This window comes from Pseudomonas sp., assembly GCF_017744435.1.
In the GTDB taxonomy this organism is placed as follows: domain Bacteria; phylum Pseudomonadota; class Gammaproteobacteria; order Pseudomonadales; family Pseudomonadaceae; genus Aquipseudomonas.
The window spans coordinates 76956-98751 of sequence record NZ_JAGIBG010000013.1; the positions used below are offsets into that span (position 1 = coordinate 76956).

The 21796-nt window shown below is 63.8% G+C and carries 24 protein-coding genes; 16 read left to right on the forward strand and 8 right to left on the reverse strand.

The annotated features are described in order from the left end of the window. Nucleotides 1-8: 8 nt before the first annotated feature. Genes J7573_RS11380 through J7573_RS11395 form a run of 4 tightly spaced genes read right to left on the reverse strand, consistent with a single transcriptional unit; the run spans nt 9 to nt 6086 of the window. Nucleotides 9-1235: a hybrid sensor histidine kinase/response regulator gene (locus J7573_RS11380; protein ID WP_294334726.1), complete on the reverse strand. Its 1227-nt coding sequence runs from the start codon at nt 1233-1235 to the stop codon at nt 9-11. Further along, nucleotides 1229-1804 carry a chemotaxis protein CheB gene (locus J7573_RS11385; RefSeq protein ID WP_294334727.1) on the reverse strand — a complete coding sequence of 192 codons (576 nt, stop codon included), beginning with the start codon at nt 1802-1804 and terminating at the stop codon, nt 1229-1231. The genes J7573_RS11380 and J7573_RS11385 overlap by 7 nt, the downstream gene beginning before the upstream one ends. Beyond that, the gene (locus J7573_RS11390) at nt 1801-2622 is read right to left on the reverse strand and encodes a protein-glutamate O-methyltransferase CheR (protein WP_294334729.1); all 822 of its coding nucleotides are present in this window, start codon (nt 2620-2622) and stop codon (nt 1801-1803) included. The genes J7573_RS11385 and J7573_RS11390 overlap by 4 nt, the downstream gene beginning before the upstream one ends. Next, entirely contained in the window at nt 2619-6086 is a 3468-nt protein-coding gene (locus tag J7573_RS11395) for a response regulator (protein WP_294334731.1), read from the reverse strand. The genes J7573_RS11390 and J7573_RS11395 overlap by 4 nt, the downstream gene beginning before the upstream one ends. Nucleotides 6087-6339: 253 nt before the next feature. Here J7573_RS11395 and J7573_RS11400 point away from each other — a divergent pair, with 253 nt between their 5' ends. Further along, nucleotides 6340-6690 (forward strand): response regulator, encoded by a 351-nt coding sequence (locus J7573_RS11400; RefSeq protein ID WP_294334732.1) that lies wholly within the window; start codon nt 6340-6342, stop codon nt 6688-6690. Nucleotides 6691-6811: 121 nt separating this feature from the next. On the opposite strand, the gene cobF is transcribed toward J7573_RS11400, so the two are convergent. Together cobF and J7573_RS11410 are read right to left on the reverse strand one after the other, a co-directional pair. Beyond that, a complete protein-coding gene (gene cobF / locus J7573_RS11405) occupies nt 6812-7561 on the reverse strand; it encodes a precorrin-6A synthase (deacetylating) (protein ID WP_294334733.1) in 750 nt (249 codons plus the stop codon). A 21-nt stretch (nt 7562-7582) separates the two neighbouring features. Further along, complete coding sequence (locus J7573_RS11410; protein WP_294334734.1) at nt 7583-8872, reverse strand: OprD family porin; 1290 nt, start codon at nt 8870-8872, stop codon at nt 7583-7585. A gap of 359 nt (nt 8873-9231) precedes the next feature. On the opposite strand from J7573_RS11410, the gene J7573_RS11415 reads away from it, so the two are divergent. The 3 genes from J7573_RS11415 (at nt 9232) to J7573_RS11425 (ending at nt 10685) form a co-directional block, all read left to right on the forward strand. Continuing rightward, nucleotides 9232-9591: a histone-like nucleoid-structuring protein, MvaT/MvaU family gene (locus tag J7573_RS11415; protein WP_103447938.1), complete on the forward strand. Its 360-nt coding sequence runs from the start codon at nt 9232-9234 to the stop codon at nt 9589-9591. Nucleotides 9592-9818: 227 nt separating this feature from the next. Then, the gene (gloA, locus tag J7573_RS11420; RefSeq protein WP_054883228.1) at nt 9819-10346 is read left to right on the forward strand and encodes a lactoylglutathione lyase; all 528 of its coding nucleotides are present in this window, start codon (nt 9819-9821) and stop codon (nt 10344-10346) included. Between the two features lie 96 nt (nt 10347-10442). Next, nucleotides 10443-10685 carry a hypothetical protein gene (locus J7573_RS11425; RefSeq protein WP_060513305.1) on the forward strand — a complete coding sequence of 81 codons (243 nt, stop codon included), beginning with the start codon at nt 10443-10445 and terminating at the stop codon, nt 10683-10685. A 9-nt stretch (nt 10686-10694) separates the two neighbouring features. Here the strand turns inward: J7573_RS11425 and J7573_RS11430 are convergent, their stop codons facing one another. Continuing rightward, nucleotides 10695-11528 (reverse strand): shikimate 5-dehydrogenase, encoded by an 834-nt coding sequence (locus J7573_RS11430; RefSeq protein ID WP_294334738.1) that lies wholly within the window; start codon nt 11526-11528, stop codon nt 10695-10697. Nucleotides 11529-11689: 161 nt separating this feature from the next. Between J7573_RS11430 and J7573_RS11435 the strand changes: the two genes are divergently transcribed. The 3 genes from J7573_RS11435 (at nt 11690) to pbpG (ending at nt 13477) form a co-directional block, all read left to right on the forward strand. Next, nucleotides 11690-12031, forward strand: a complete 342-nt coding sequence (locus tag J7573_RS11435) for a hypothetical protein (RefSeq protein ID WP_294334739.1) — start codon at nt 11690-11692, stop codon at nt 12029-12031. A 94-nt stretch (nt 12032-12125) separates the two neighbouring features. Then, nucleotides 12126-12308: a hypothetical protein gene (locus tag J7573_RS11440; RefSeq protein ID WP_294334741.1), complete on the forward strand. Its 183-nt coding sequence runs from the start codon at nt 12126-12128 to the stop codon at nt 12306-12308. 242 nt (nt 12309-12550) lie between these two features. Next, nucleotides 12551-13477, forward strand: coding sequence for a D-alanyl-D-alanine endopeptidase (gene pbpG, locus J7573_RS11445; RefSeq protein WP_294334743.1), 927 nt, complete (start codon nt 12551-12553; stop codon nt 13475-13477). A 65-nt stretch (nt 13478-13542) separates the two neighbouring features. Here pbpG and J7573_RS11450 read toward each other — a convergent pair whose 3' ends face one another. After that, nucleotides 13543-13986 (reverse strand): hypothetical protein, encoded by a 444-nt coding sequence (locus tag J7573_RS11450; protein ID WP_294334746.1) that lies wholly within the window; start codon nt 13984-13986, stop codon nt 13543-13545. A 198-nt stretch (nt 13987-14184) separates the two neighbouring features. Between J7573_RS11450 and J7573_RS11455 the strand changes: the two genes are divergently transcribed. The 9 genes from J7573_RS11455 (at nt 14185) to J7573_RS11495 (ending at nt 21744) form a co-directional block, all read left to right on the forward strand. Further along, on the forward strand, nt 14185-15519 hold the full coding sequence (locus J7573_RS11455) for a SidA/IucD/PvdA family monooxygenase (protein WP_294334747.1): 1335 nt from the start codon (nt 14185-14187) through the stop codon (nt 15517-15519). Nucleotides 15520-15690: 171 nt separating this feature from the next. Beyond that, the gene (locus J7573_RS11460; protein WP_294334749.1) at nt 15691-16884 is read left to right on the forward strand and encodes a PepSY domain-containing protein; all 1194 of its coding nucleotides are present in this window, start codon (nt 15691-15693) and stop codon (nt 16882-16884) included. Then, a complete protein-coding gene (locus tag J7573_RS11465) occupies nt 16881-17420 on the forward strand; it encodes a thiamine pyrophosphate-binding protein (RefSeq protein WP_294334750.1) in 540 nt (179 codons plus the stop codon). The genes J7573_RS11460 and J7573_RS11465 overlap by 4 nt, the downstream gene beginning before the upstream one ends. Next, entirely contained in the window at nt 17417-17737 is a 321-nt protein-coding gene (locus J7573_RS11470; protein WP_079227566.1) for a hypothetical protein, read from the forward strand. Before J7573_RS11465 ends, J7573_RS11470 begins: the two co-directional genes overlap by 4 nt. Nucleotides 17738-17748: 11 nt before the next feature. Beyond that, on the forward strand, nt 17749-18318 hold the full coding sequence (locus tag J7573_RS11475; RefSeq protein WP_294334752.1) for a DUF6162 family protein: 570 nt from the start codon (nt 17749-17751) through the stop codon (nt 18316-18318). Between the two features lie 15 nt (nt 18319-18333). Beyond that, the gene (locus J7573_RS11480; protein WP_294334754.1) at nt 18334-19236 is read left to right on the forward strand and encodes a metal ABC transporter substrate-binding protein; all 903 of its coding nucleotides are present in this window, start codon (nt 18334-18336) and stop codon (nt 19234-19236) included. Then, nucleotides 19233-19979, forward strand: a complete 747-nt coding sequence (locus J7573_RS11485) for a metal ABC transporter ATP-binding protein (RefSeq protein WP_294334756.1) — start codon at nt 19233-19235, stop codon at nt 19977-19979. The genes J7573_RS11480 and J7573_RS11485 overlap by 4 nt, the downstream gene beginning before the upstream one ends. Then, nucleotides 19979-20878, forward strand: coding sequence for a metal ABC transporter permease (locus J7573_RS11490; protein ID WP_294334758.1), 900 nt, complete (start codon nt 19979-19981; stop codon nt 20876-20878). The genes J7573_RS11485 and J7573_RS11490 overlap by 1 nt, the downstream gene beginning before the upstream one ends. Then, nucleotides 20875-21744 carry a zinc ABC transporter substrate-binding protein gene (locus J7573_RS11495; protein WP_294334759.1) on the forward strand — a complete coding sequence of 290 codons (870 nt, stop codon included), beginning with the start codon at nt 20875-20877 and terminating at the stop codon, nt 21742-21744. The genes J7573_RS11490 and J7573_RS11495 overlap by 4 nt, the downstream gene beginning before the upstream one ends. The last annotated feature ends 52 nt before the right edge of the window (nt 21745-21796 follow it).

The following is a 21796-nucleotide window of genomic DNA, read 5'->3' on the forward strand; positions in this document are numbered from 1 at the left end:
CCCCAGGCTTAGGCGGAGGTTGCCCGCAGCTGGTCGTTTTGTTCGGTTGCACCTGCCAGCGGCAGCTGCAGGCTGAAGGTGGCACCCTTGCCCTCCTCGCTTTGCACCTGGATGCACCCGCCGTGGGCCTGGACGATCTGCTCGGAGATATACAAGCCCAACCCCAAGCCACCGCTGGCCTGCTGGGTGGCCACGCGCTCGAACTGCTGGAAGATCCGCTGCTGGTTGGCGGCGCTGATGCCGATCCCGCCGTCCTGCACCTGCACCCAGGCCAGGCCATCCTGCTCGAACACCCGCACCTGCACCGGCTGGCGTTCGCCATAGCGCAAGGCATTGGACAACAGGTTGACCAGCACCTGCTCGATGCGGAACTCGTCCCATACGCCCTGCAAGGGATCGCAGCGCTGCAGCTCGATGTGCGTCTCCAACGCCGTGGCCTGGGCCGCGAAGCGCTCCACCAGGCCACGCACCAGCTGGCTCAGGTCGAATGCCCTGGGCCGCAGCGACAGTTTGCCGGTGCGAATGCGCGACACGTCGAGCATGTCCTCGATCAGGTGGATGAGGCTGTTGATCTGGCGCTCGTCACGCTCGACCATGGCCTGCAGCTTGTCGGCGCTGAACGCGTCGAGGTTGCCGCGGGCCAGGTGCATCTTGCGCAACTGGGTTTCCAGGATCAGGCCGTTGAGCGGCGTGCGCACCTCGTGGGCAACGATCGACATGAAGTCGTCGCGCATGCGCACCGCATGCTCAAGCTCACCACGCGCCACCTGCAATTGAGCCAGCAGCAGCTCCTGTTCCTGACGGCTGCGTTCAAGCGCCTGAAGCTGCCGGTCGAGCACCTTGCGCTGGCGGTACAGGTCGACGAACACCGACACCTTGCTCTTCACCGCCAGGGTGTCGAGGGGCTTGTGCAGAAAGTCCACCGCACCACTCTCGTAGCCCTTGAAGGCATAGTTCATTTCACGCCCGGCAGCGGTGACGAAGACGATCGGGATGTTGCGGGTCTTTTCCGTGCCGCGCATCAGTTCGGCCAGCTCGAAGCCGTTCATGCCCGGCATCTGCACGTCGAGAATGGCCAGGGCGAACTCGTGCTCGAGCAACAGCGACAAGGCCGCTTCTGCCGATTGCGCCTGGTGCACCTCGCGGTCTTCACTCTGGATCAGGGCGGCCAGGGCCAGCAGGTTTTCCGGCAGGTCATCGACGATCAGCAGTTTGGCAGGGGTGTGGCTTAGCATGCGCTGGGTTCCAGGGTCGCGAGCAACTGCCCGATACCACTCAGAGAAAGGATAAGGTCGGGGTCGTGCCGGGCCAGGGCGGCCTCCGGCATCAACGCCACCTGTGCGTCGCGGGGGTCCTGGACCACGGTCCGGCCGCCGCTGTTCTTGATGTAGGCAAGGCCTTCGGCGCCATCTTCGTTGGCCCCGGTGAGCAGCACGCCGAGCAACCCGGGGCCATAGGCATCGGCCGCCGAGGTAAAGAGGTAATCGATGGCCGGGCGCGAGAAATGCACCGGTTCTTCCTGGCTGAGCGACAGGCTGAAATCGGCTTCCACCGACAGGTGATAACCCGGCCCGGCCACATAGATCTGCCCCGGGGCAATGGTTTCCTTGTCACACGCCTGGCGCACCGGCCGCTGCAAGCGCCGTTGCAGCACCTCGGCCAGCTGGCTGTGGCGGTCGTCCGGCAGGTGCAGCACGCACAGTACCGGAATGGCAAAACTGGCCGGCAGCGCACCGAGCACCGTGAACAGTGCCGTGACGCCGCCCGCCGAGGCACCGATGACCACCGCGCGTACGCCGTTCATGATTTGCGGTAGATCCGTTCGGGCTTGACCAGCGGCTCGAAGCACTCGCTGTAGGCCGAGAAGTCCACCGACTCCTTGCTGCCCAGTACCAGGAAACCACGGTGGCACAAGGACTCGTGGAACAGCCCGAGGGCGCGGTCCTGCAGGTCCTTGTTGAAGTAGATCAGCACGTTGCGGCACGACACCAGCTGGGTTTCGGAAAACACGCTGTCGGTGGCCAGGCTGTGGTCGGCGAAGGTCACGTTGTCACGCAGGCTGTTGTCCATGATGGCGTTGCCATAGGCCGCGGTGTAGTACTCGGCAAAGTCGCGGCGCCCGCCCGCCAGGCGGTAGTTTTCTTCGTACTCGCGCATGCTCTGCATCGAGTAGATGCCCTGCTTGGCGCGGTCCAGCGAATGCGGGTTGATGTCGGTGGCGTAGATGATGGTGCGTTCCAGCAGGCCCTCTTCGCGCAGCAGGATGGCCATCGAATACACCTCTTCACCGGTGCTGCAGCCGGCAATCCACACCTTGATCGATGGCCAGGTGCGCAGCAGCGGCACCACTTCCTGGCGCAGAGCGAGGAAGTGGCCGGGGTCGCGGAACATCTCGCTGACCGGGATCGTCAGGTACTGCAGCAACTGCATGAACATGCCGGGGTCGTGCAGCACCCGCTCCTGCAGTGCCGACACCGTGAGGCAGTCGAACTGGCGCAGGGCATGGAGGATCCGGCGCTTGATCGAAGCGCCGGAGTAGTTGCGAAAATCGTAGCTGTACTTGAGGTAGATCGCCTCGATCAGCAGCCGGATCTCGATGTCGGTATTGCGCTCGCTAGTCAAATTCGCTCCAGTTGCGGCAGCCACACGCGGATCAACGAGAACAGGCGGTCCAGGTCGATCGGTTTGGCCAGGTAATCATTGGCGCCGGCCTGCAGGCAACGCTGCTGGTCATCCTTCATCGCCTTGGCGGTGACGGCGATGATCGGCAACTTGCGCCAGCGCGGCTGCTGGCGGATCAGGCGAGTGGCCTCGAAGCCGTCCATCTCCGGCATCATCACGTCCATCAGCACCAGGTCGATGTCATCGTGCTGCTCCAGGCGCTCGATGGCTTCGCGCCCGTTGCGGCCGATCTCGACGATGGCGCCTTTGTGCTCCAGGGCGCTGGTGAGGGCAAAGATGTTGCGCACATCATCGTCCACCAGCAGCACCTTGCGCCCTTCGAACACCTTGTCGCGGCTGCGCGCGGTCTTGAGCATGCGTTGGCGTTCATGGGACAGCTGCGATTCGACTTTGTGCAGGAACAGCGTCACCTCATCGAGCAGGCGCTCCGGCGAACGCGCACCCTTGATGATGATCGAGCGTGAATACTTGAGCAGGTCGGCCTCTTCTTCACGGGTGAGGTTGCGCCCGGTGTAGACGATCACCGGCGGGAACGAACGGATATCCTCGGCCGTCATGCGCTTGAGCAGCTCGTTGCCGAGCATGTCGGGCAGCTTGAGGTCGATGATCATGCAGTCGTAGATGTTCTCGCGCAGCAGCGCCAGGGCATCCTGGGCCATGGCCACGGCGGTGATCTCGACATCGTCGTCGCCAATCAGGCGGGCGATGCTCTCGCGCTGCAGGTCGTCGTCCTCCACCAGCAGGATGTGCTTGAGCTTCTGGGTCAGCTTGGCTTCCAGGCGGGCGAAGACGTCCTTGAGTTCTTCGCGGCTGGTCGGCTTGACCGCGTAGCCCACCGCGCCCATGTGCATCGCCGCCTCGACGCGGTCTTCCACCGAGATGATGTGCACCGGGATGTGCCGGGTGCTGGCCTGCTCCTTGAGGCGCTGCAGCACGGTCAGGCCGGAGTGGTCGGGCAGGCGCATGTCCAGCAGGATCGCGTCGGGTACGTACTGCACGGCCAGTTCGAAGCCCTCGTCGGCCCCCTGGGCCACCAGGCAGCTGTAGCCCAGCTCGTGGGCCAGGTCGAAGAGGATGCGGGCGAAGTTCGGTTCGTCCTCGATCACCAGGATGCAACGGTTGCCGAACGGCGCCCGCTCGCGGTCGTCGGCGAACGCCGGCACCGGGCGCTTGACCACGGCCGGTGCGACGACCTTGGGTGCCGGTGGCAGGCTGTCGACGGTCGGGCGCAGGCTCAGGGCTTCGATTTCTTCGCCTTGTGCCTCATAGCGCTCGGGCAGGCTCAGGCTGAATACGCTGCCTTTGCCGGGGCTGCTGTCGACGCTGATCTGCCCGCCCAGCAGATGCGCCAGGTCGCGCGAGATCGACAGCCCCAGGCCGGTGCCGCCGTAGCGGCGGTTACTGGTGCCGTCGACCTGATGGAAGGCGCCGAAGATCGCCTGCTGCTGGTCGGCGGCGATGCCGATGCCGCTGTCGCGCACCGAGAAGATGATGCCACTGCCCGCCTGGTAGCCGATGTTCAGGCTGACCTGGCCACGCTCGGTGAACTTGATGGCGTTGGACAGCAGGTTCTTGAGGATCTGCTCCAGGCGCTGGCGGTCGGTGAACAAGGTGGCCGGTACCTGCGCTTCGACCGCGACCTCGAAGCCCAGCCCCTTGTGCTCGGCCAATGGCAGGAACATGCCACGCAAGCCTTCGACCAGGCGCTCGAGCTGCGTGCTTTCGGGGCGCACTTCGAGCTTGCCGGCCTCGACCTTGGCGATGTCGAGGATGTCGTTGATCAGGTTCAGCAGGTCGTTGCCGGCGGAGTAGATGGACTCGGCGAACTTGACCTGCTCGGCGCTGAGGTTGCCTTCGCCGTTCTCGGCCAGCAGCTTGGCCAGGATCAGCGAGCTGTTGAGCGGCGTGCGCAGCTCGTGGGACATGTTGGCGAGAAACTCGGACTTGTACTTGCTCGATCGCTGCAGGTCGTCGGCGCGGGCCTGCAGCTCTTCCTGGGCCTGGCTGAGCTCGTCGTTCTTGCGGTCCAGCGCCTCGGTACGCTCGGACAGCTGCTCATTGGTCTGCTCAAGCTCGGCCTGCTGGGTTTCCAGGTGGGCCTGGGACTCCTTGAGCACCCGCGATTGCTCTTCAAGCTCTTCGTTGGCGGTCTTGAGTTCTTCCTGCTGCACCTGCAGTTCTTCGTTGAGCTGCTGGGTCTCGGCCAGCACTTCCTGCAAGCGCTGGCGGTAACGGGCGCTTTCGATGGAAATGCCGAGGTTCTCGCCGACCCGTTGCATCAGTTCGTCGTCGCGCGCCTGCAGCGGCCGCAGGAAGCCCAGTTCGATAACCCCGTTGATCTGGCCGTCATCACGGGCCGGCATCAGCAGTGCACTGCGCGGGAGGCCGCTGCCCAGGCCCGAGCTGAGGTGGTAGTAATCCTCTGGCAGGTCGTCCAGGCGCAGCAGGCGCCCCTCGCGCACGGCCTGGGCCAGCAGGCCGTCGTGGTCACCCAGTACCTGCTGGCGAGCCTGCTCCTCGGCTGCCAGGCCGTAGCTGGCCACGCGTATCAGGCGGCCATGCTCGTCGCGCACGTAGAGCGCACCGACCACGCTGCCCAGATAGCTGGCGAAGAAGCGCAGGATGTTGTCGCCGAGCATCGGCAAGGTCAGCTGGCCCAGCACCTGTTCAGCCAGCTGGGTCTGGCCATTGCGCAACCAGGCCTGATGCTCCAGGCGCTCGGCGGCGCGCTGCTGAGCCTGCAGGTTTTCCGTGTAGCTGCCAGACAAGGCCAGCAGATCGCGACGGCCAAGGTAGGCGAGCAAGGCGCTGAGGCCGACGATGAAAAGCACGAAGGCGGAAATGGCCGTGACGGTGACCGTACTGACCTTCTCGTTACGGCCCACGCGCAACTGTTGCTCGGTGCCGATAAAACCCTCGAACTCCTTGCGTATTTCGTCAGTGAGGCGCTTGCCGCGGCCATTGCCGACTGAAGCGCGGTAATCGCCACCACTGCGACGCTGGTTGATCATCTCGCCGCCGAAGGCGTTCCAGGTATTCTGCAAGGCAATCAGCCGGTCGATACGGTCAACCTGCTGCGGGTTGTCGTCGACCAGGCCGCGCAGGCTCTGCAGGCTGCCCAGGATGCGCGGCTTGGCCACCTCGTAGGGGTCGAGGAAGCGTTCATCACCGGTGATCAGAAAACCGCGCATGCCGGTTTCCATGTCGATCGATAACTTGAGCGTTTCGTTGGCATTGCCGATCACCCGATCGGTGTGCTCGACCCACTGCATGGCCGAAAGCAGGTAGTTGATCACCGCGACGAAGGCCACGGCGCCGAGCAGGCCCACTGCCAGGGGCAGGCCGACATTTCGGCTCAACAGCTTGCGGAAGCTTTGCTGGTCCATCGAGGCTGCTTGAATCATCTGAAAACGCCCGCGCAAAAAAGGTCCATTGATAAAGAGTGGCGGCTGAAGCCTGTTGTCCTCTGCCGCTGCGCTCACCGGTCAACAAACGAGTCTAACCCGCTTGGGCGGCTTCGGCAGGGCATTTAGCCAGTATTTGAAGGCTGCATGTGAGAATCGTTCCATCGACATGGCGCAGTCGGTATCCTCGGGAACTTCTGTCACTGCCTGGCGCACAGAGTAGAAACATGTCTTTTTCAACAGGAAACCCACCATGCACCTTCTGGTAGTCGAAGACGACGACATCGTACGTATGCTGATGGTCGAAGTGCTCGACGAATTGGGCTACAGCACCCTCGAGGCAGAAAATGCCACGGCAGCGCTGCGGGTGATCGAGGACGCCAGCCAGCCACTGGCCCTGCTGGTGACCGACGTGGGCCTGCCAGACATGCGCGGTGAAGCGCTGGCAGCCAAGGCCCGTGCGTTGCGGCCGTTGCTGCCGGTACTGTTTGCCAGTGGTTATGCCGAGAGTTTCGATGTGCCGGAGGGCATGCACATGATCGGCAAGCCGTTCAGCATCGACCAGTTGCGCGACAAGGTGGTGGAGATTCTGGGTACGCCTTGAGGTCGGCGGCGCCTGCTTCGCGGCTAAAGCCGCTCCCACAGGGATATCATAGGCCTCGAGTCTTGCACTGTAGCTGTGGGAGCGGCTTCAGCCGCGAAGAGGCCGGTACAGGCAACCCACCTCACAGCTCCCGCCGCAGCAGGTAGGTATCCATGATCCACCCCATGCGCACCCGCTCCCGCTCGCGCACCTCCAGAATCTGCGCCTTCACCGCCTGCAATGGCCCGGCGATCAGCACTTCATCCTCGGTGCCCAGGTAAGCCCCCCAGTAGATCACCAGCGCCGGATCCTCCAGCGTGGCAAACGCGCACTGCCCATCGAGCATCACCACCACATTGTCCACCTGCCCTTGCTCGGCCAGGCGCCGCCCTGGCAGCACGGTCAGTGGCTCGCCAACGCGATTGAGGGGGATCTGATGCCGTGCCGCCAGGGCCTGCACACTGCTGATGCCGGGGATCACCTGCAGGCGCAGCGCCACACCGCGTTCGCGGACCAGGTCAAGTATGCGCAAGGTGCTGTCGTAGAGGCTCGGCTCGCCCCATAGCAAAAAGGCGCCGATATCCTCGGCGCCCATCTCTTCGCTGATCAACCGGGCATACAGCGCGGCGCGCTGGCGGTGCCAGTCGTGCACCGCACTTGCGTAGTCGACCGCCTCGGCGTCACGCTGCGGGTCTGCCACCTGCACCAGGCGGTAGCCACCCTCGGGCCGGTATCGCTCGAGGATCGCCTTGCGCAAGCGCACCAGCTCATCCTTGCCGGCGCCTTTGTCGAGCACGAAGAACACGCTGGCGCGACGCAGAGCCTCGACCGCCTCGACGGTGATCTGCCGCGGGTCGCCCGGGCCGATGCCGATCAACAGAACGTCTTTCATGGCACCGCCCGGTACCTCAACTTAGAAGATAGAGAAGTTATAGCTGACGATGACCCGCGTCTCATCCATGTCCCGCGCCCACTTCTCGTAGTTGCTGCGGTAGGTGGAGTTACGCAGGCGCACGCTGACATCCTTGAAGGTGCCGCTCTGCACCTGGTACTTGAGCTCGGTGTCGCGTTCCCATTCCTTGCCTTCGGCATTGCTGCCCGGCACCTTGATGTGGTCGCCGTTGATGTAACGGGTGAAGAAGCTCAGGCCGGGCACGCCAAGGGCCTTGAAGTCGTAGTCGTAACGCAGCTGCCAGGAGCGCTCCTGGGCGGCGGCGAAGTCGTTGACCTGGGCGTAGTTGACCAGGTACGGGTTGCTGCCATCGAGGTACGGCATGGCACTTTCGCCGTACATGCGCTGCCAGCCGGCACTGATCTTGTGCCCACCCAGGCTGTAGCCGAGCATGCCACTGAAGGCACGGTGGTCGATCTCACCGGCGCGGGCGTTGCCGATGTCATCACTCTTGATCAACCGCAGGTCTGCCGACAGGCTACCGACGGCGAGCGGCTGGCTGGCGACCAGCCCAAGGAAATGCTGGCGGTAGATGTTTTCCAGTTTGGCGACCTGATACTGGGCACTGAAACGGTCATTGAAACGGTAGTCCAGGCCGGCCAGGTCAAAGTGGTCGGCTTCGATATCGCAGGCATAGCGCTTGTTCTTGCAGTGCACGCGAATATCCTGGCGGTCGGTGGAATCACGCGCGGTGTACTGGTTCAGGCGGGCCAGGGTGAACTTCAGGTCGCGCACTTCTTCGGAGGTCAGCATCGCGCCGTGGAACATGGTAGGCAGCAGGCGACCATCGTTGTATTTCAACAGCGGTACGTCCGGCATCATCGAACCGTACTTCAGCACCGTGTTGGACACCTTGACCTTGGCCGCCAGGCCCATCTTCGCGTATTGGTCGGCGGAGTGCCGTGGGTCGTGGCCGGAAGATGGCAGCAAACCACTGTTACTGTCGGCCGGGCTGGAATCGAGCTTGATCCCTAACATGCCCAGTGCATCCACGCCAAAACCGACCGGCCCCTGGGTATAACCCGACTGCACATTCAGAATGAAGCCTTGCGCCCACTCTTCACGTTTTGACGCACCCTGGCTGGAACTGCTGTGGCCGTCACGAAAATCCCGGTTGAAATAGACATTGCGTGCTTCGACCTTGGCACTAGCGTCTTCAAGAAAACCGGCGGCCTGAGCCTGCGCACCGGCACACATGAGGAACAGGCCGGCAACACGGCGCCCGGGGGCGAGAGGAAGGGGGGAAAACATGCGAGGGAACATCCACAAGAAAGGCGAAAAAAACGAATCGTGACGCAGCTGCGCCACGCTAATGCGTCGCGGCCGAACATGCGTCGACCATCATCTGAAATCATCGCCCAACCGCTCTGCCACAGGCTATTGGACCATGGTCTAGATCCCTTCGAAGACGCATCGAAAATTCGCCTGAATTACCGCCCGGAAAACTTGGAAAGTTCCCGATTACTTATAAAAAGTTTGCGGTTTACCGAAGTCCTGCAAGTGTCTACACTCGATGTCAGCGAACAGTTTTGCCCACCCGCGTGGCTGGCGTTTAGTCCTTATCAATGTTCGTCACGCCCTGCCACGGAAGACGTACAGGAGTGATTACAGTGTCCAGACTTGCAGAGTTTCGTGCTGCCGAAAAAGCGCTCCAGGAACAGATGGCGCAACTGGAGGCGCTGAAAAAGGATGCCGGCCTCAAACGCGAAATCGAATTCGAGCAGAAACTAGTCGGCCTGATGAAAAGCTATGACAAAAGTCTGCGCGATATCATCGCTATCCTCGACCCGAAGGCGGTTACCCGTGGCGCTGCCAGTGCACCGAAACAGCAGCGCCGCCCGCGCGTGGTGAAAGTCTACGAAAACCCGCATACCGGCGAGCTGATCGAAACCAAAGGCGGCAACCACCGCGGCCTCAAGGCGTGGAAAGAACAGTATGGGGCCGCTACTGTGGAGAGCTGGGTTCGCTGATGAAACGTCAACACCCACTTCACACTTTTTTCACAACCGCTGCAGCAGTATCGAGACAGCTAAAGGACTAGCGACCCCATCACGCGCCCGCACATGCGGGCCTCTAATTCCGGCGCCCTGCTCCCCCGAGCAGGGCGCTTTCATTTGCGCAAACGCTTCACTGCCGTATCATGGCCCCCTGTCTGTTTCGCTGGCACCTGGTTGCCAGCCCCGTCTCTGGAGTACCCATGAGCCTGCACGATCTGCAAACCCTGCCTGGCGTCACCGCGCAGCCAGACGCCGCCACTGCCCAGTTCGTCTTCAACCACACCATGCTGCGGGTCAAGGACATCGAGAAATCGCTGGACTTCTACACCCGCGTGCTGGGCTTCCGCCTGGTCGACAAGCGTGACTTCCCTGAAGCGGCCTTCAGCCTGTACTTCCTGGCCTTGGTCGACCCGGCGCAGATCCCTGCCGACGACACCGCGCGCCACCAGTGGATGAAGTCGATCCCGGGCGTACTGGAACTGACCCACAACCACGGCACCGAGAACGACCCGGAGTTCGCCTACCACAACGGCAACACCGACCCGCGCGGCTTTGGCCACATCTGCATTTCGGTGCCAGACGTGCGCGAGGCCTGCGCCCGTTTCGAAGCCCTCGACGTCCCCTTCCAGAAGCGCCTGCAAGATGGCCGCATGAACCACCTGGCCTTCGTCAAGGACCCGGACGGTTACTGGGTGGAAGTGATCCAGCCGACCGAACTGAAGGGCTGATCGCCGTCAGCTCGCGCTCGTCGGGCCGGGAACTCCCGGCCCCTTGCTGTGGTATATGAAGGTAACTGCTTCACATGCCACAGCGAGGTAAGGACGATGCAATCTCTTCACTGTGAATACCGCGACCACACCATCACCGCCAGTGTGATGCCCCACCCCGACTCCCCCCTGCCCTATGCCGCCGGTTGCCTGATCACCGATCCACAGGGGCACACCAGCAAGCGGCTGTCGATGCCGATGAAGTTCTTCTCGGACCTTGAGAATGCACAGCATGTGTCGCTGGCCCATGGCCGGGCATTGGTGGATGAACAGTTGGACAAGGGGCACAAAGCCTTCTGACCGGTAAGGTCATTTTGCTGCAGGAGCGGCGTGCGCATAGGCTACCGCCGCTTCAACCTGCTCACGGGTTGGCCGCACCCCGGTGTACAGCACGAACTGCTCCAGGGCCTGCAGTGCGATCACTTCCAGCCCGGTAATCACCGGCTTGCCCAGCGCCTCGGCCCGCTGGATCAGCGGCGTGCGCGCCGGCATCGCCACCACGTCGAATACCCGTTCGGCCGCCGCAATGGCATTCTCGCTGAACGCCAGCTCATCGGCCTCCGGCCCGCCAGCCATGCCGATAGGCGTCACGTTCACCAGCATCGGCGGGCACAGGTCGCCCAGTTCGGCCACCCAGCGATACCCGCAAACATCTGCCAGCTGCCGCCCGGCCTGCTCGTTGCGGGCGACGATGAGGCCTTCGCCGAACCCGGCATCGCGCAGGGCACTGGCCACCGCCTTGGCCATGCCGCCACTGCCGCGCAGGGCAAACGCGGTGGCAGGGTCGACCTGGTGCTGCGCGAGCAGTTGCCGCACAGCCAGGTAATCGGTGTTGTAGGCCTTCAGATGGCCAGCATCGTTGACCAGGGTATTGACCGACTCGATCACCGCCGCCGACGGGTCGATTTCATCGACCAGCGCCATGCAGGCTTCCTTGTACGGCATCGACACGCCACAACCGCGAATGCCCAGGGCACGGATGCCGGCGACTGCTGCCGGCAGGTCGTCGGTGGTCATGGCCTTGTAGTAGTAGTCCAGCCCGAGCTGCTGGTAGAGGTGATTATGAAAACGCACGCCGAAGGTGCCAGGCCGCCCGGCCAGGGAAATGCACAACACGGTGTCTCTGCTGGGAGTTGTCGCCATAACCTGCTCCTTTTTCATAACTGAAACGTTTGTGCAGCGTACCAGACGCAACCACTGGTCGTCCCTTACACAACCTTTACCGTTTCCCTGTGCTCGGTTTACAGAGACCGGAGTCATAGTAATAAGGCCCCAAGCGTGGGGTTACCTTGCGAGGAAGTCTCATGAACCGTCATCTCCCCGGAATCGCCCTGCTGGTCGGTGCCCTGGCCATCAGCGGGCAAGCCTCAGCCCATGATGGCGGCGGCCATGGCTGGTATGGTCCCGGCCCACTGCTCGGCGCCGCCGTGGTCGGGGCCGTGGTCGGGGCGACGGTATATGGCGGCCGCGACCGCACGGTCTATGTCGAACGCCAACCCGCCTACTATGGGCCACCGCCGGTGTACGTGCAGGCTCCGCCGCAGCCGGTGTACTACCAACCGTACTACGTGCCGGCACCGCCGCCACCGGTGTACCGCCCCTACTATGGCCCGCCACCGGTGTATTACGGCCCGCCACGCTGGTGACCGTTGATAAAACTGATGAGCACTATTGAGCGTGTTGATTTCAAACGTTGTCGGCTGCTGCGTAAGGTAGGGCCATGTTTCACAGGAGGTCCCCATGGCCACTATTCAGATCATGTCAGTCGTCGGCACTGCCGTCCCCGCCACCCTGCGCGAGCAAGGCCTGCTGGCCTGCTGGTACCTGGTGAGCAATGGCGAGGCCCTCAGCGGCCCGCTGGTTACCCGCGCCTCGGCCCAGGCCCTGGCTGAACAGTTGCAGGCCAATTGCCTGATCGCTTGACCGAATTTGTTGTGCGTTGCTCCCTACGCCTCTTCTGACCCGCCCGTTGGCGGGTCTTTTTTTGCCTGGGCGAACCGACGAACGGAGCCAGAAAAACCGATACAGCATGAAGCTTTTTTCATTTCGTGGGGGCGGCTCAACGAGCAATCGACAGCACTTCGGCCATACTCCACAATGCATCGGTTTTTTGGGGGAAAACCCTTGCACAGCCAACGACATACCAACCTTTAGTGAGCCTCAACGTGAAAACATCCCTGTCCATCCTCAGCCTGCTGCTGTTGCTCACAGGTACTGCGACCCTTCCGTCGACCGCTGCTGCACAACCCCCGACCCAGGTCCAACGCGACCCGTCCAAGCTGCACCTGGCGTCTGGCAGCGCCCTGCTGATCGACCTGAACACCAACCAGGAACTGTATTCGAACCACGCCGACCGTGTGGTGCCCATTGCCTCGGTGACCAAACTGATGACGGCGATGGTGGTGCTGGATGCCAAGCTGCCCATGGATGAGATGCTCACCATGACCATCGCCAACAACCCGGACATGAAAGGCGTGTATTCGCGTGTGCGCCTGGGGAGCGAGCTTAACCGCCGGGAAACCCTGCTGATCACCCTGATGTCATCGGAGAACCGCGCCGCCACCACCCTGGCCAACCATTATCCGGGCGGCTACCCGGCCTTCATCAAGGCGATGAACGCCAAGGCCCGCAGCCTGGGCATGGCGCACACCCGCTATGTTGAGCCGACCGGCCTGTCGACGCAGAACGTCTCCACCGCCCATGACCTCGCCAAGTTGCTGATGGCATCGCGCAAGTACCCGATGCTGAGCGAGCTGTCGACCACCCGCGAAAAGACCGTGGCCTTCCGCAAGCCAAACTACAGCCTGGGCTTCCGTAACACCGACCACCTGGTGAACAAGAGCAACTGGGACATCACGCTGACCAAAACCGGTTTCACCAACGATGCCGGCCACTGCCTGGTGCTGTTGACCAAGATGGACAACCGCCCAGTGGCCATGGTGATTCTCGACGCGTTCGGCAAGTACACCCACTTCGCCGACGCCACCCGCATGCGTCAATGGCTGGAGACCGGCGCGACCAAGCCGGCGCCGGCCGTGGCCATGCAGTACAAGTCGGACAAACACAGCAAGGGGCGCCTGGCGTCGGAGTAACCTGAGGCCAGTAGATCACCTGTGGGAGCGGGCTTTCCCGCACCCACAGGTCGGCGCAGTCGGGTTCAGGCCTGGGTGTCGACCACGCTGCCGGCACTGCTGCCACCAGCTTCTTGCAGCGCTTTGAGCAGCTGCGCGTTCGCCGTCATGATCTGGCCACTGAGGGTGGCGATGCTGGCCTGCTTGGCAGTGATTGCTATCATCTTGGCGGGGTCATCGCCCTTCTGCGCCATCAGGCTGGCCAGTTGCTTCTGCTCCTCCGCCATCTGCTGCTGCAGCTTCCTGATCATCTCGCGCAGCTGCTTGATGTGCGCCGGCTCACTGCTTTCACTTTCGCTGCTGCCCTGCGCCCCGCCCGTCGCCTGGGCCTGCTTGTCACCGCGAACCTTCGAGGTGTCGACCTGCAGTGTCGAAACGACAGCTGCGGTCTTTTCGCTGTCGTTGGCCTGAAGGGTGCTGGCCGCCTGGGCCGAAGCGTTGCTGATGCTGACTGCTGCGATACCTACCATGTCTTTCTCCCTGCGTTGCAATGGGTCCTTGAGTTGACCTGCATATCGGCCGACAGTGGCAGACCTTTAGCCCCACTGGGCAGCCCCCCCTGCCACGCAGTAAATTCCCCTGTCCCTGGCTCGTTCCACCCAATGTACAAGCGCAGGCGCCGGAGCCCCGGCATGCGCCCACATTCGACCCATTATGGAATCGCAGCCATGAGCCAGTCTGCACACCCGGAAACTATCAAGGACCTGATCGGCGTGGGCTTCGGCCCGTCCAACCTGGCCCTGGCCATCGCCCTGGAAGAACTCGCCCAGAGCCAGGGCCACGCCCTCGATGCACTGTTCATCGACAAGCAGAAGGAATACCGCTGGCACGGCGAAACCCTGGCCACCCAGAGCGAACTGCAGATCTCGTTCCTCAAGGACCTGGTCTCGCTGCGCAACCCGACCAGCCCGTACAGCTTCGTCAACTACCTGCACCAGAAGCAGCGCCTGGCCGACTTCATCAACCTCGGCACCTTCTACCCTTGCCGCCTGGAGTACAACGACTACCTGCGCTGGGCCGCCGAGCATTTCGCCACCCAGGCGGTGTACGGCGAAGAAGTGCTGCGCATCGAGCCTGAAGTGAAGGCCGGCCGCGTCGAGCACCTGCGCCTGGTCTCGCGCGATGGGCAGGGCCGGGAATTCAGCCGGCGAACGCGCTCAGTGGTGGTCGGCAGCGGCGGTACCCCGAAGATTCCGGAAAAATTCGGTGCGTTCAAGGATGATCCACGGGTCTTCCACCATTCCCAGTACCTGAGCAGCCTGAACAAACTGCCGTGCACGGCCGGCAAGCCGATGCGCATTGCCGTGATCGGCTCGGGCCAGAGCGCCGCCGAGGCCTTCATCGACCTCAACGACAGCTACCCGTCGGTCAAGGTCGACATGGTGCTGCGCGGTTCCGCCCTCAAGCCGGCCGATGACAGCCCGTTCGTCAACGAGATCTTCTCCCCTGACTACACCGACCTGGTCTATAACGAACCGGCCGACCAACGCGCCAAGTTGCTCGGTGAGTACCACAACACCAACTACTCGGTGGTCGACCTCGACCTGATCGAGCGCATCTACGGCATCCTCTACCGGCAGAAGGTCGCCCACCAGTTCCGCCACAACGTGCTGTGCCGCCGCCAGGTGGAAGCGGTGGTGGCCACCCGCGACGGCATCGAACTGACCCTGCGCGACCTGGCCACCGGCCAGCAGCAGACCCACCGCTACGACGCGGTGATCCTCGCCACTGGCTACGAACGCCGCTCGCACCGCGACCTGCTGGCACCGCTGGCCAACTACGTGGAAGACTTCAGCGTCGACCGCAACTACCGGGTACTGGCAAGCCCCGACCTGCAGGCTTCGGTCTACCTGCAAGGCTTCTGCGAGAACAGCCACGGCCTCAGCGACACCTTGTTGTCGGTACTGCCCTCCCGTGCCGCAGAGATCGGCCAGGCGCTGTACCACGACCTGGCTCGCCAGCAGGGCATGACACACCCCGCCGTGGCCCTGACCAGCGCCTGATTCACGCTGCACACCCACCGACAGGGCGCCATGAGCGCCCTGTCGGCATTTATGCCCTCTGAAACATTTGCTTGCACTTAATCCAGCAGGATTTTCATTCTCATTCGTCCTTTCTAGAGCAGCCCCCTTTGGTTGGGCCTGTGCTCGCCCACCTTTTCAGAAGACGGACCGATGGCCAAATCCCCGAAAAAATCCAAGTCCAAGCTGTGGTTCCTGGTCCACAGCTGGCTCGCCCTGCCGATCTGGTTCTTCGTGCTGATCGTCTGCTTCACCGGCATGCTGGCCGTGGTCAGCCAGGAGATCGTCTGGCTGGCCAACCCCGACGTGCGTGCCAGCAAGCCCGACGACAACGCCGAACGCCTGAGCTTCCAGCAAGTGCTCGATGCCCTGCACAAGGCCGAACCAGACATGGCCGTCAACTCGCTCAGCCAGCCGGACGGCTCGCACTTCGCACTCACGGCACGGGTCACCTACGCCGATGGCGCCAGCCCCATGCTCTACGTCAACCCGTATACCGGGACCATCCAGGGCAAGATGCCGGACTTCAACTTCGAAGCCTTCACCCGCGCCCTGCATGGCTGGTGGCTGGTGCCGTTCACCCATGGCTTCAGCTGGGGCTGGTACATGGTGTCGCTGCTCGGCCTACCGATGCTGGCATCGCTGGTCACCGGCCTGGTGGTGTACAAGAAGTTCTGGAAAGGCTTCTTCAAACCGGTACGCACCGGCCATGGCGCGCGCATATTCTGGGGTGACCTGCACCGCCTGGCCGGGGTCTGGTCGATCTGGTTCATCGCGGTCATTGCCATCACCAGCATCTGGTTCCTGATCCGGGCGCTCCTGTCCGACAACCACATCACCATTTCCAGCGAGCCGATCGTGCCGGTGATCGCCCGCGAGCAGGTGCCGCAGACCGTCGATGGCAGCCCCGCGCCGCGCATCGACCTGGACGAGGCCGCACGTATCGCCGGCTTGGCCATCCCGAGCCTGGACATCACCTCCGTCTCGCTGCCGGCCAACGCCTACAGCCACATCGAGATGGGCGGGCGTGGCTGGTACCCGCTGATGTTCCAGAGCGCCTCGGTCAACCCCTATACCCGCCAGGTCGACAGCCAGTTCCTGCTCAGCGACCGCTCGGCCCTGGAGTTCGTCACCGAGTCCATGCGCCCGCTGCACACCGGCGACTTCGGTGGCCTGCCGATCAAGCTGGTGTGGTTCTTCTTCGGCCTGGTCCTGACCCTGATGGTGTTCAGCGGCCTGCTGATCTGGACCAAACGCACCGCCCAGGCCACCGCCGCGGCGCTCAAGCGCAGTGAGCGCGCACCGCGCAACGCAAGCCGCGAAACCACCCTGGAGGCCCGCCCATGAGCCAGGCCCACGCCCTGCCCACACGCCCACTCAAGCAATGGTGGCTGAAGTGGCGCTTCCACCTGAACATCTTGCTGATCCTCATCCCCCTGGGCTTCATGCCCAAGTACTTCGCCGACGTCAGGCTGTTCCGTGGCGACGCCGGGCTCGGTGCCAACCCGATTAGCGACATTCAGGTCGGTCCCTACCGCCTCGACCTCGCCGAACTGCGCAACGAGGCCCCGCGCGCCGATGGCCCCGCCGGCCATTTCAAGCTGTTCAACGCAGCGCTGTGCAAGGCCTGCGTGAATGAGGTCAAGGCGGTCTACCTGCGCATCGGCAAGCCGCGCAGCCTGCGCACCGCCGGCACCATTTTCTTTGGTGCGCCGTACCGCATGATCACCAACCTGCCCATACCACCGCGCACCCCCGCCGATGCGCAGATCTGGATCACCCTCGAAGGCTGGGACGGCAGCCTCCACCAGGCATCCGTGCCCCTGGCCAAGGCTTCGCCAGCCACCGTGGCCTGGCTCGAAAAACAAGGAGGCAAACCATGAAACACCTGATGCGCAGGCTCGCCCTGCCCTTGCTGGTACTGGCCGCAGGCCCGGCCCTGGCCCACAACCCGATGTGCGAGTGCGAGGAAGTGGCGGGTGGCCAGGTGAAATGCACCGGTGGCTTTTCCGACGGCAGCGGCGCGCCAGGAGTGACCCTCGACGTGATCGGCTATGACGAGCAGGTGCTGGTCGGCGGCAAGCTCGGTGACGACTCGAGCCTGACCTTCAAACGCCCTGACGGCGAGTTCTACGTGCTGTTTGACGCAGGCCCGGGCCATGTCGTGGAAGTCGACCATGCCGACATCGCGCAGCCATGAGCAGCCCAGCCATGAGCCATACCCAGGTGGTGCGCCCGGCCGGTGCGGGGCACGAAACCCTCTACGTGCTGCTGGTCAGCCTGTTGATCGTCGCCCTCGCCGCCAGCGTGGTCCTGTTGCGCGGCGAACGCGACGATGAGCAGGCAATTGCCAGCCACCAGATCGACGCCCGCCGCGACCTGAGCGCTGCCGAACAAGGCATCTATACCGACCTGCGCGTGGCGTTCGACGAAATTCAGCTGCTGCGTGAGGAAAGCGCCGCCACGCCCAGCGTCGAGGCCCTGGCCGAGGAAGGCCTGCCACCGTTCGTGGCAGACGCGGGAAGCCAGAGCCGTGGCAACCACCAGTGGCAATGGCTGCCGGCCGGTGCCTATCTGGGCCGCAGCCAGGCGCCGCACGTGGCAGGCAGCTTCCTGATGATTCTGCCTGCGGCTGACAGCGCCGAGGTCGACATCTGGCTGCGCCGCGACAACGCCGCCGTGCGCCCCGACGACCTCGGCCAGGCCGCGCTGATCGCCGCCAGCTGGCAGCAGGTAGTCAGCCACTACGACGCCGGGGTCACCCGCGAACACCGCCATTGAACCCAAGGACTCCCCATGTTCCGCAAAACCCTCGCCCTGCTCCTGGCCTGCGCCCTTCCGGCGCTGGCCCTGGCCGACACCGGCAAGCCCCTGCGCATCGGCATCACCCTGCACCCTTACTACAGCTACGTGAGCAATATCGTCGGCGACAAGGCCGAAGTGGTGCCGCTGATTCCGGCAGGCTTCAACCCCCATGCGTACGAGCCCCGCGCCGAGGACATCAAGCGCATCGGCACGCTGGACGTGGTGGTGCTCAATGGCGTCGGCCATGACGACTTCGCCGACCGCATGATCGCCGCCAGCGAAAAGCCCGCCATCAAGACCATCGAAGCCAACCAGAACGTACCGTTGCTGGCGGCCACCGGCATCGCCGCACGTGGCGCCGGCAAGGTGGTCAACCCGCATACCTTCCTGTCGATCAGTACCACCATCGCCCAGGTCAACAACATCGCCCGCGAGCTGGGCAAGCTCGACCCGGACAACGCCAAGTTCTACACGCAGAACGCCCGCGCCTACGCCAAGCGCCTGCGCGCCTTGCGTGCCGAGGCGTTGGCCAAGGTGACCGAGGCGCCCGGCGCCACCTTCCGCGTGGCCACCATCCATGCTGCCTACGACTATCTGGTGCGTGATTTCGGCCTGGAAGTGACCGCGGTGGTCGAGCCCGCTCATGGCATCGAACCGAGCCCGGCGCAGCTGAAAAAGACCATCGACCAGCTCAAGGCGCTGGACGTGAAGGTGATTTTCTCGGAGATGGACTTCCCTTCGGCCTATGTCGAAACCATCCAGCGCGAATCCGGCGTGCGCCTGTATCCGCTGACGCACATTTCCTACGGCGAATACACCAAGGACAAATACGAAGTGGAGATGAAGCGCAACCTCGACACCGTGGTCCGCGCCATCCAGGAGAACCGCGCATGACCGCCGCCGCCAACCTCACGGCGCCCGGCGGACCACGTATCGAATTTGCTGGCATCGACCTGACCCTGGGCCGCACGCGCATTCTCGAGCAGGTGCAGTTCAGCGTTGCCGCGGGCAGCGTGCATGCCATTGTCGGCCCCAATGGCGGCGGCAAGAGCTCGCTGATCAAGACCCTGCTCGGGCAGATGCCGCATCAGGGCCAGTTGAGCCTGCACTGGCCAGGCGCGCAGCAGGTGATCGGTTATGTGCCGCAGGCCTTGGAATTCGACCGCGGGCTGCCGATGACCGTGGACGACTTCATGGCTGCCATGTGCCAGCGGCGCCCGGCATTCCTCGGTCTGTCGCGCCGGGTGCAGCCGGCGATCGATGCGGCGCTGGCGCGGGTCGGCATGCTCGACAAACGCAAGCGGCGCATGGGCGCGCTGTCCGGCGGCGAACGCCAGCGCGTGCTGCTGGCCCAGGGGTTGATTCCAGAACCGCAACTGTTGGTGCTCGACGAGCCGATGTCGGCGCTCGACGAAGCGGGTATCCAGGTATTCGAACAGCTATTGCAGGGCTGGCGCCAGGCCGGCACCACGGTGCTGTGGATCGAACATGACCTGGAAGCGGTGCTGCGCCTGGCCGACCGGGTCACCGGCCTGAGCCGCCAGGTGCTGTTCGACGCCCCACCCGCCCTGGCGCTGACACCGGAGCGCCTGCTTAGCCTGTTCTCCGTCCACCCCCGCAGCGAGAGCCCTGCCTGATGAGCTTCGAAGCATTCCGCCAGTTGGTCCAGGAATGGGCCGGCGCTGGCTACCTGCCGGAGGCGCTGGCCTACGGTTTCGTGATCAATGCCTTGCTGGCCGGCCTGATGATCGGCCCGGTACTGGGCGGCCTCGGCACCTTGGTGGTGGTCAAGCGCTTTGCCTTCTTCTCCGAAGCGGTCGGCCATGCCGCGCTGACCGGTGTCGCCATTGGCATCCTGCTCGGCGAACCGTATACCGGCCCCTATGGCAGCCTGTTCGGCTACTGCCTGCTGTTCGGCATCCTGCTCAACTTCCTGCGCAACCGCACCGGGCTGTCGCCGGACACGCTGATCGGCGTGTTCCTTTCGGTGTCGCTGGCCCTCGGCGCCAGCTTGCTGCTGATGCTGGCCGGCAAGATCAACGTGCATATCCTCGAGAACGTGCTGTTCGGTTCGGTACTGACCGTCAGTGCCCAGGACCTGGTGGTACTGGGCATCGTCGCGGTGCTGGTGCTGGCCCTGGCCCTGCCGCTGTACAACCGCATCATGCTGGCCAGCTTCAACCCGCAACTGGCTGCCGTGCGCGGGGTGGCGGTGAAGACCCTGGACTATCTGTTCGTGGTGCTGGTGACCCTGGTCACGGTGGCCTCGGTGAAGGTGATCGGGGCGATACTGGTCGGTGCCCTGCTGGTGATCCCGGCGGCGGCAGCGCGCCTGGTCAGCCAGTCGCTGAAGGGGTTTTTCTTCGTCTCGGTGCTGATCGCCACCCTGAGCACACTGCTCGGCATCCTGCTGCCGATCGTCCTCGATCTGCCGGTGCCCTCAGGTGCGGCGATCATTCTGGTCGCCGGCATCTGCTTCGCCCTCGCCGCGCTGGCCCGCGCCCTCGTCCCTCGCTTGCAAGGAAACCCGGCATGAACCTGAAACACCTGACCCTGGCCGTCGCCCTCGCCGGCCTGCCCGCACTCGCCTCGGCCACGCAAGTGCTGGCCACCCTGCCGGTGACCCACAGCCTGGCCAGCGCCCTTCTCGATGGCACCGCCGTGCAGCTTATGCGCGCCGCACCGGCCAACCTGCCGGCCAGTCGCCAGCCGGCGTACTTCAGCAGCCGTGGTGGCGCTGCATTGGCCAAGGCCGCGCAGCAGGCCGACGCGGTGATCGGCGTGCGCTCGATCTGGCGTGACGACCCGCTGTACCCGATGGCGCGGCGCAGCAACATTCGCATCGTCGAGATCGACGCCGCGCGGCCGGTGGACGGCGCACTGCCGGGCATCGCCGTGAGTGGCGATGACGCCTATGGCGCCTACCCCTGGCTGAACCCGACCAACCTGGGGCGCATGGCCGATGTGCTGGCCAATGACCTTGAGCGCCTGGCACCCGCCGACAAGGCCCGGATCCAGGGCAACCTGGCGGGGCTCAAGCGCCAGCTGCTGGAGCTGACCGCCAGCAGCCAGACGCAGCTGGCCAAGGTCGACAACCTGAGTGTGGTCAGCCTGTCCGAACGCCTGGGGTATCTGGCCAGCGGCTTGAACCTGGATGTGGTGGAGCAGCCGTTGCCGGCGGATGGCAAGTGGGATGAGGCGGCGCTGAAGGCCCTGGTTGAGAACCTCAAGGGGCAGGATGTGGCGCTGGTGCTGGACCATCGGCAGCCGGAGCCGGCAGTGGCCAAGGTGATCGAGGCGGCCGGGGCGAAGTTGCTGGTGGTGGAGAGTGATCCGGAGGATGCGGTGGCTGGGCTCAAGGTCAGTGTCGAGCAGGTGGTCGGGGCACTCAGCGAAGGGTGATGTCGCCTGTACCGGCCTCTTCGCGGGTAAACCCGCTCCCACAGGTCTTGTG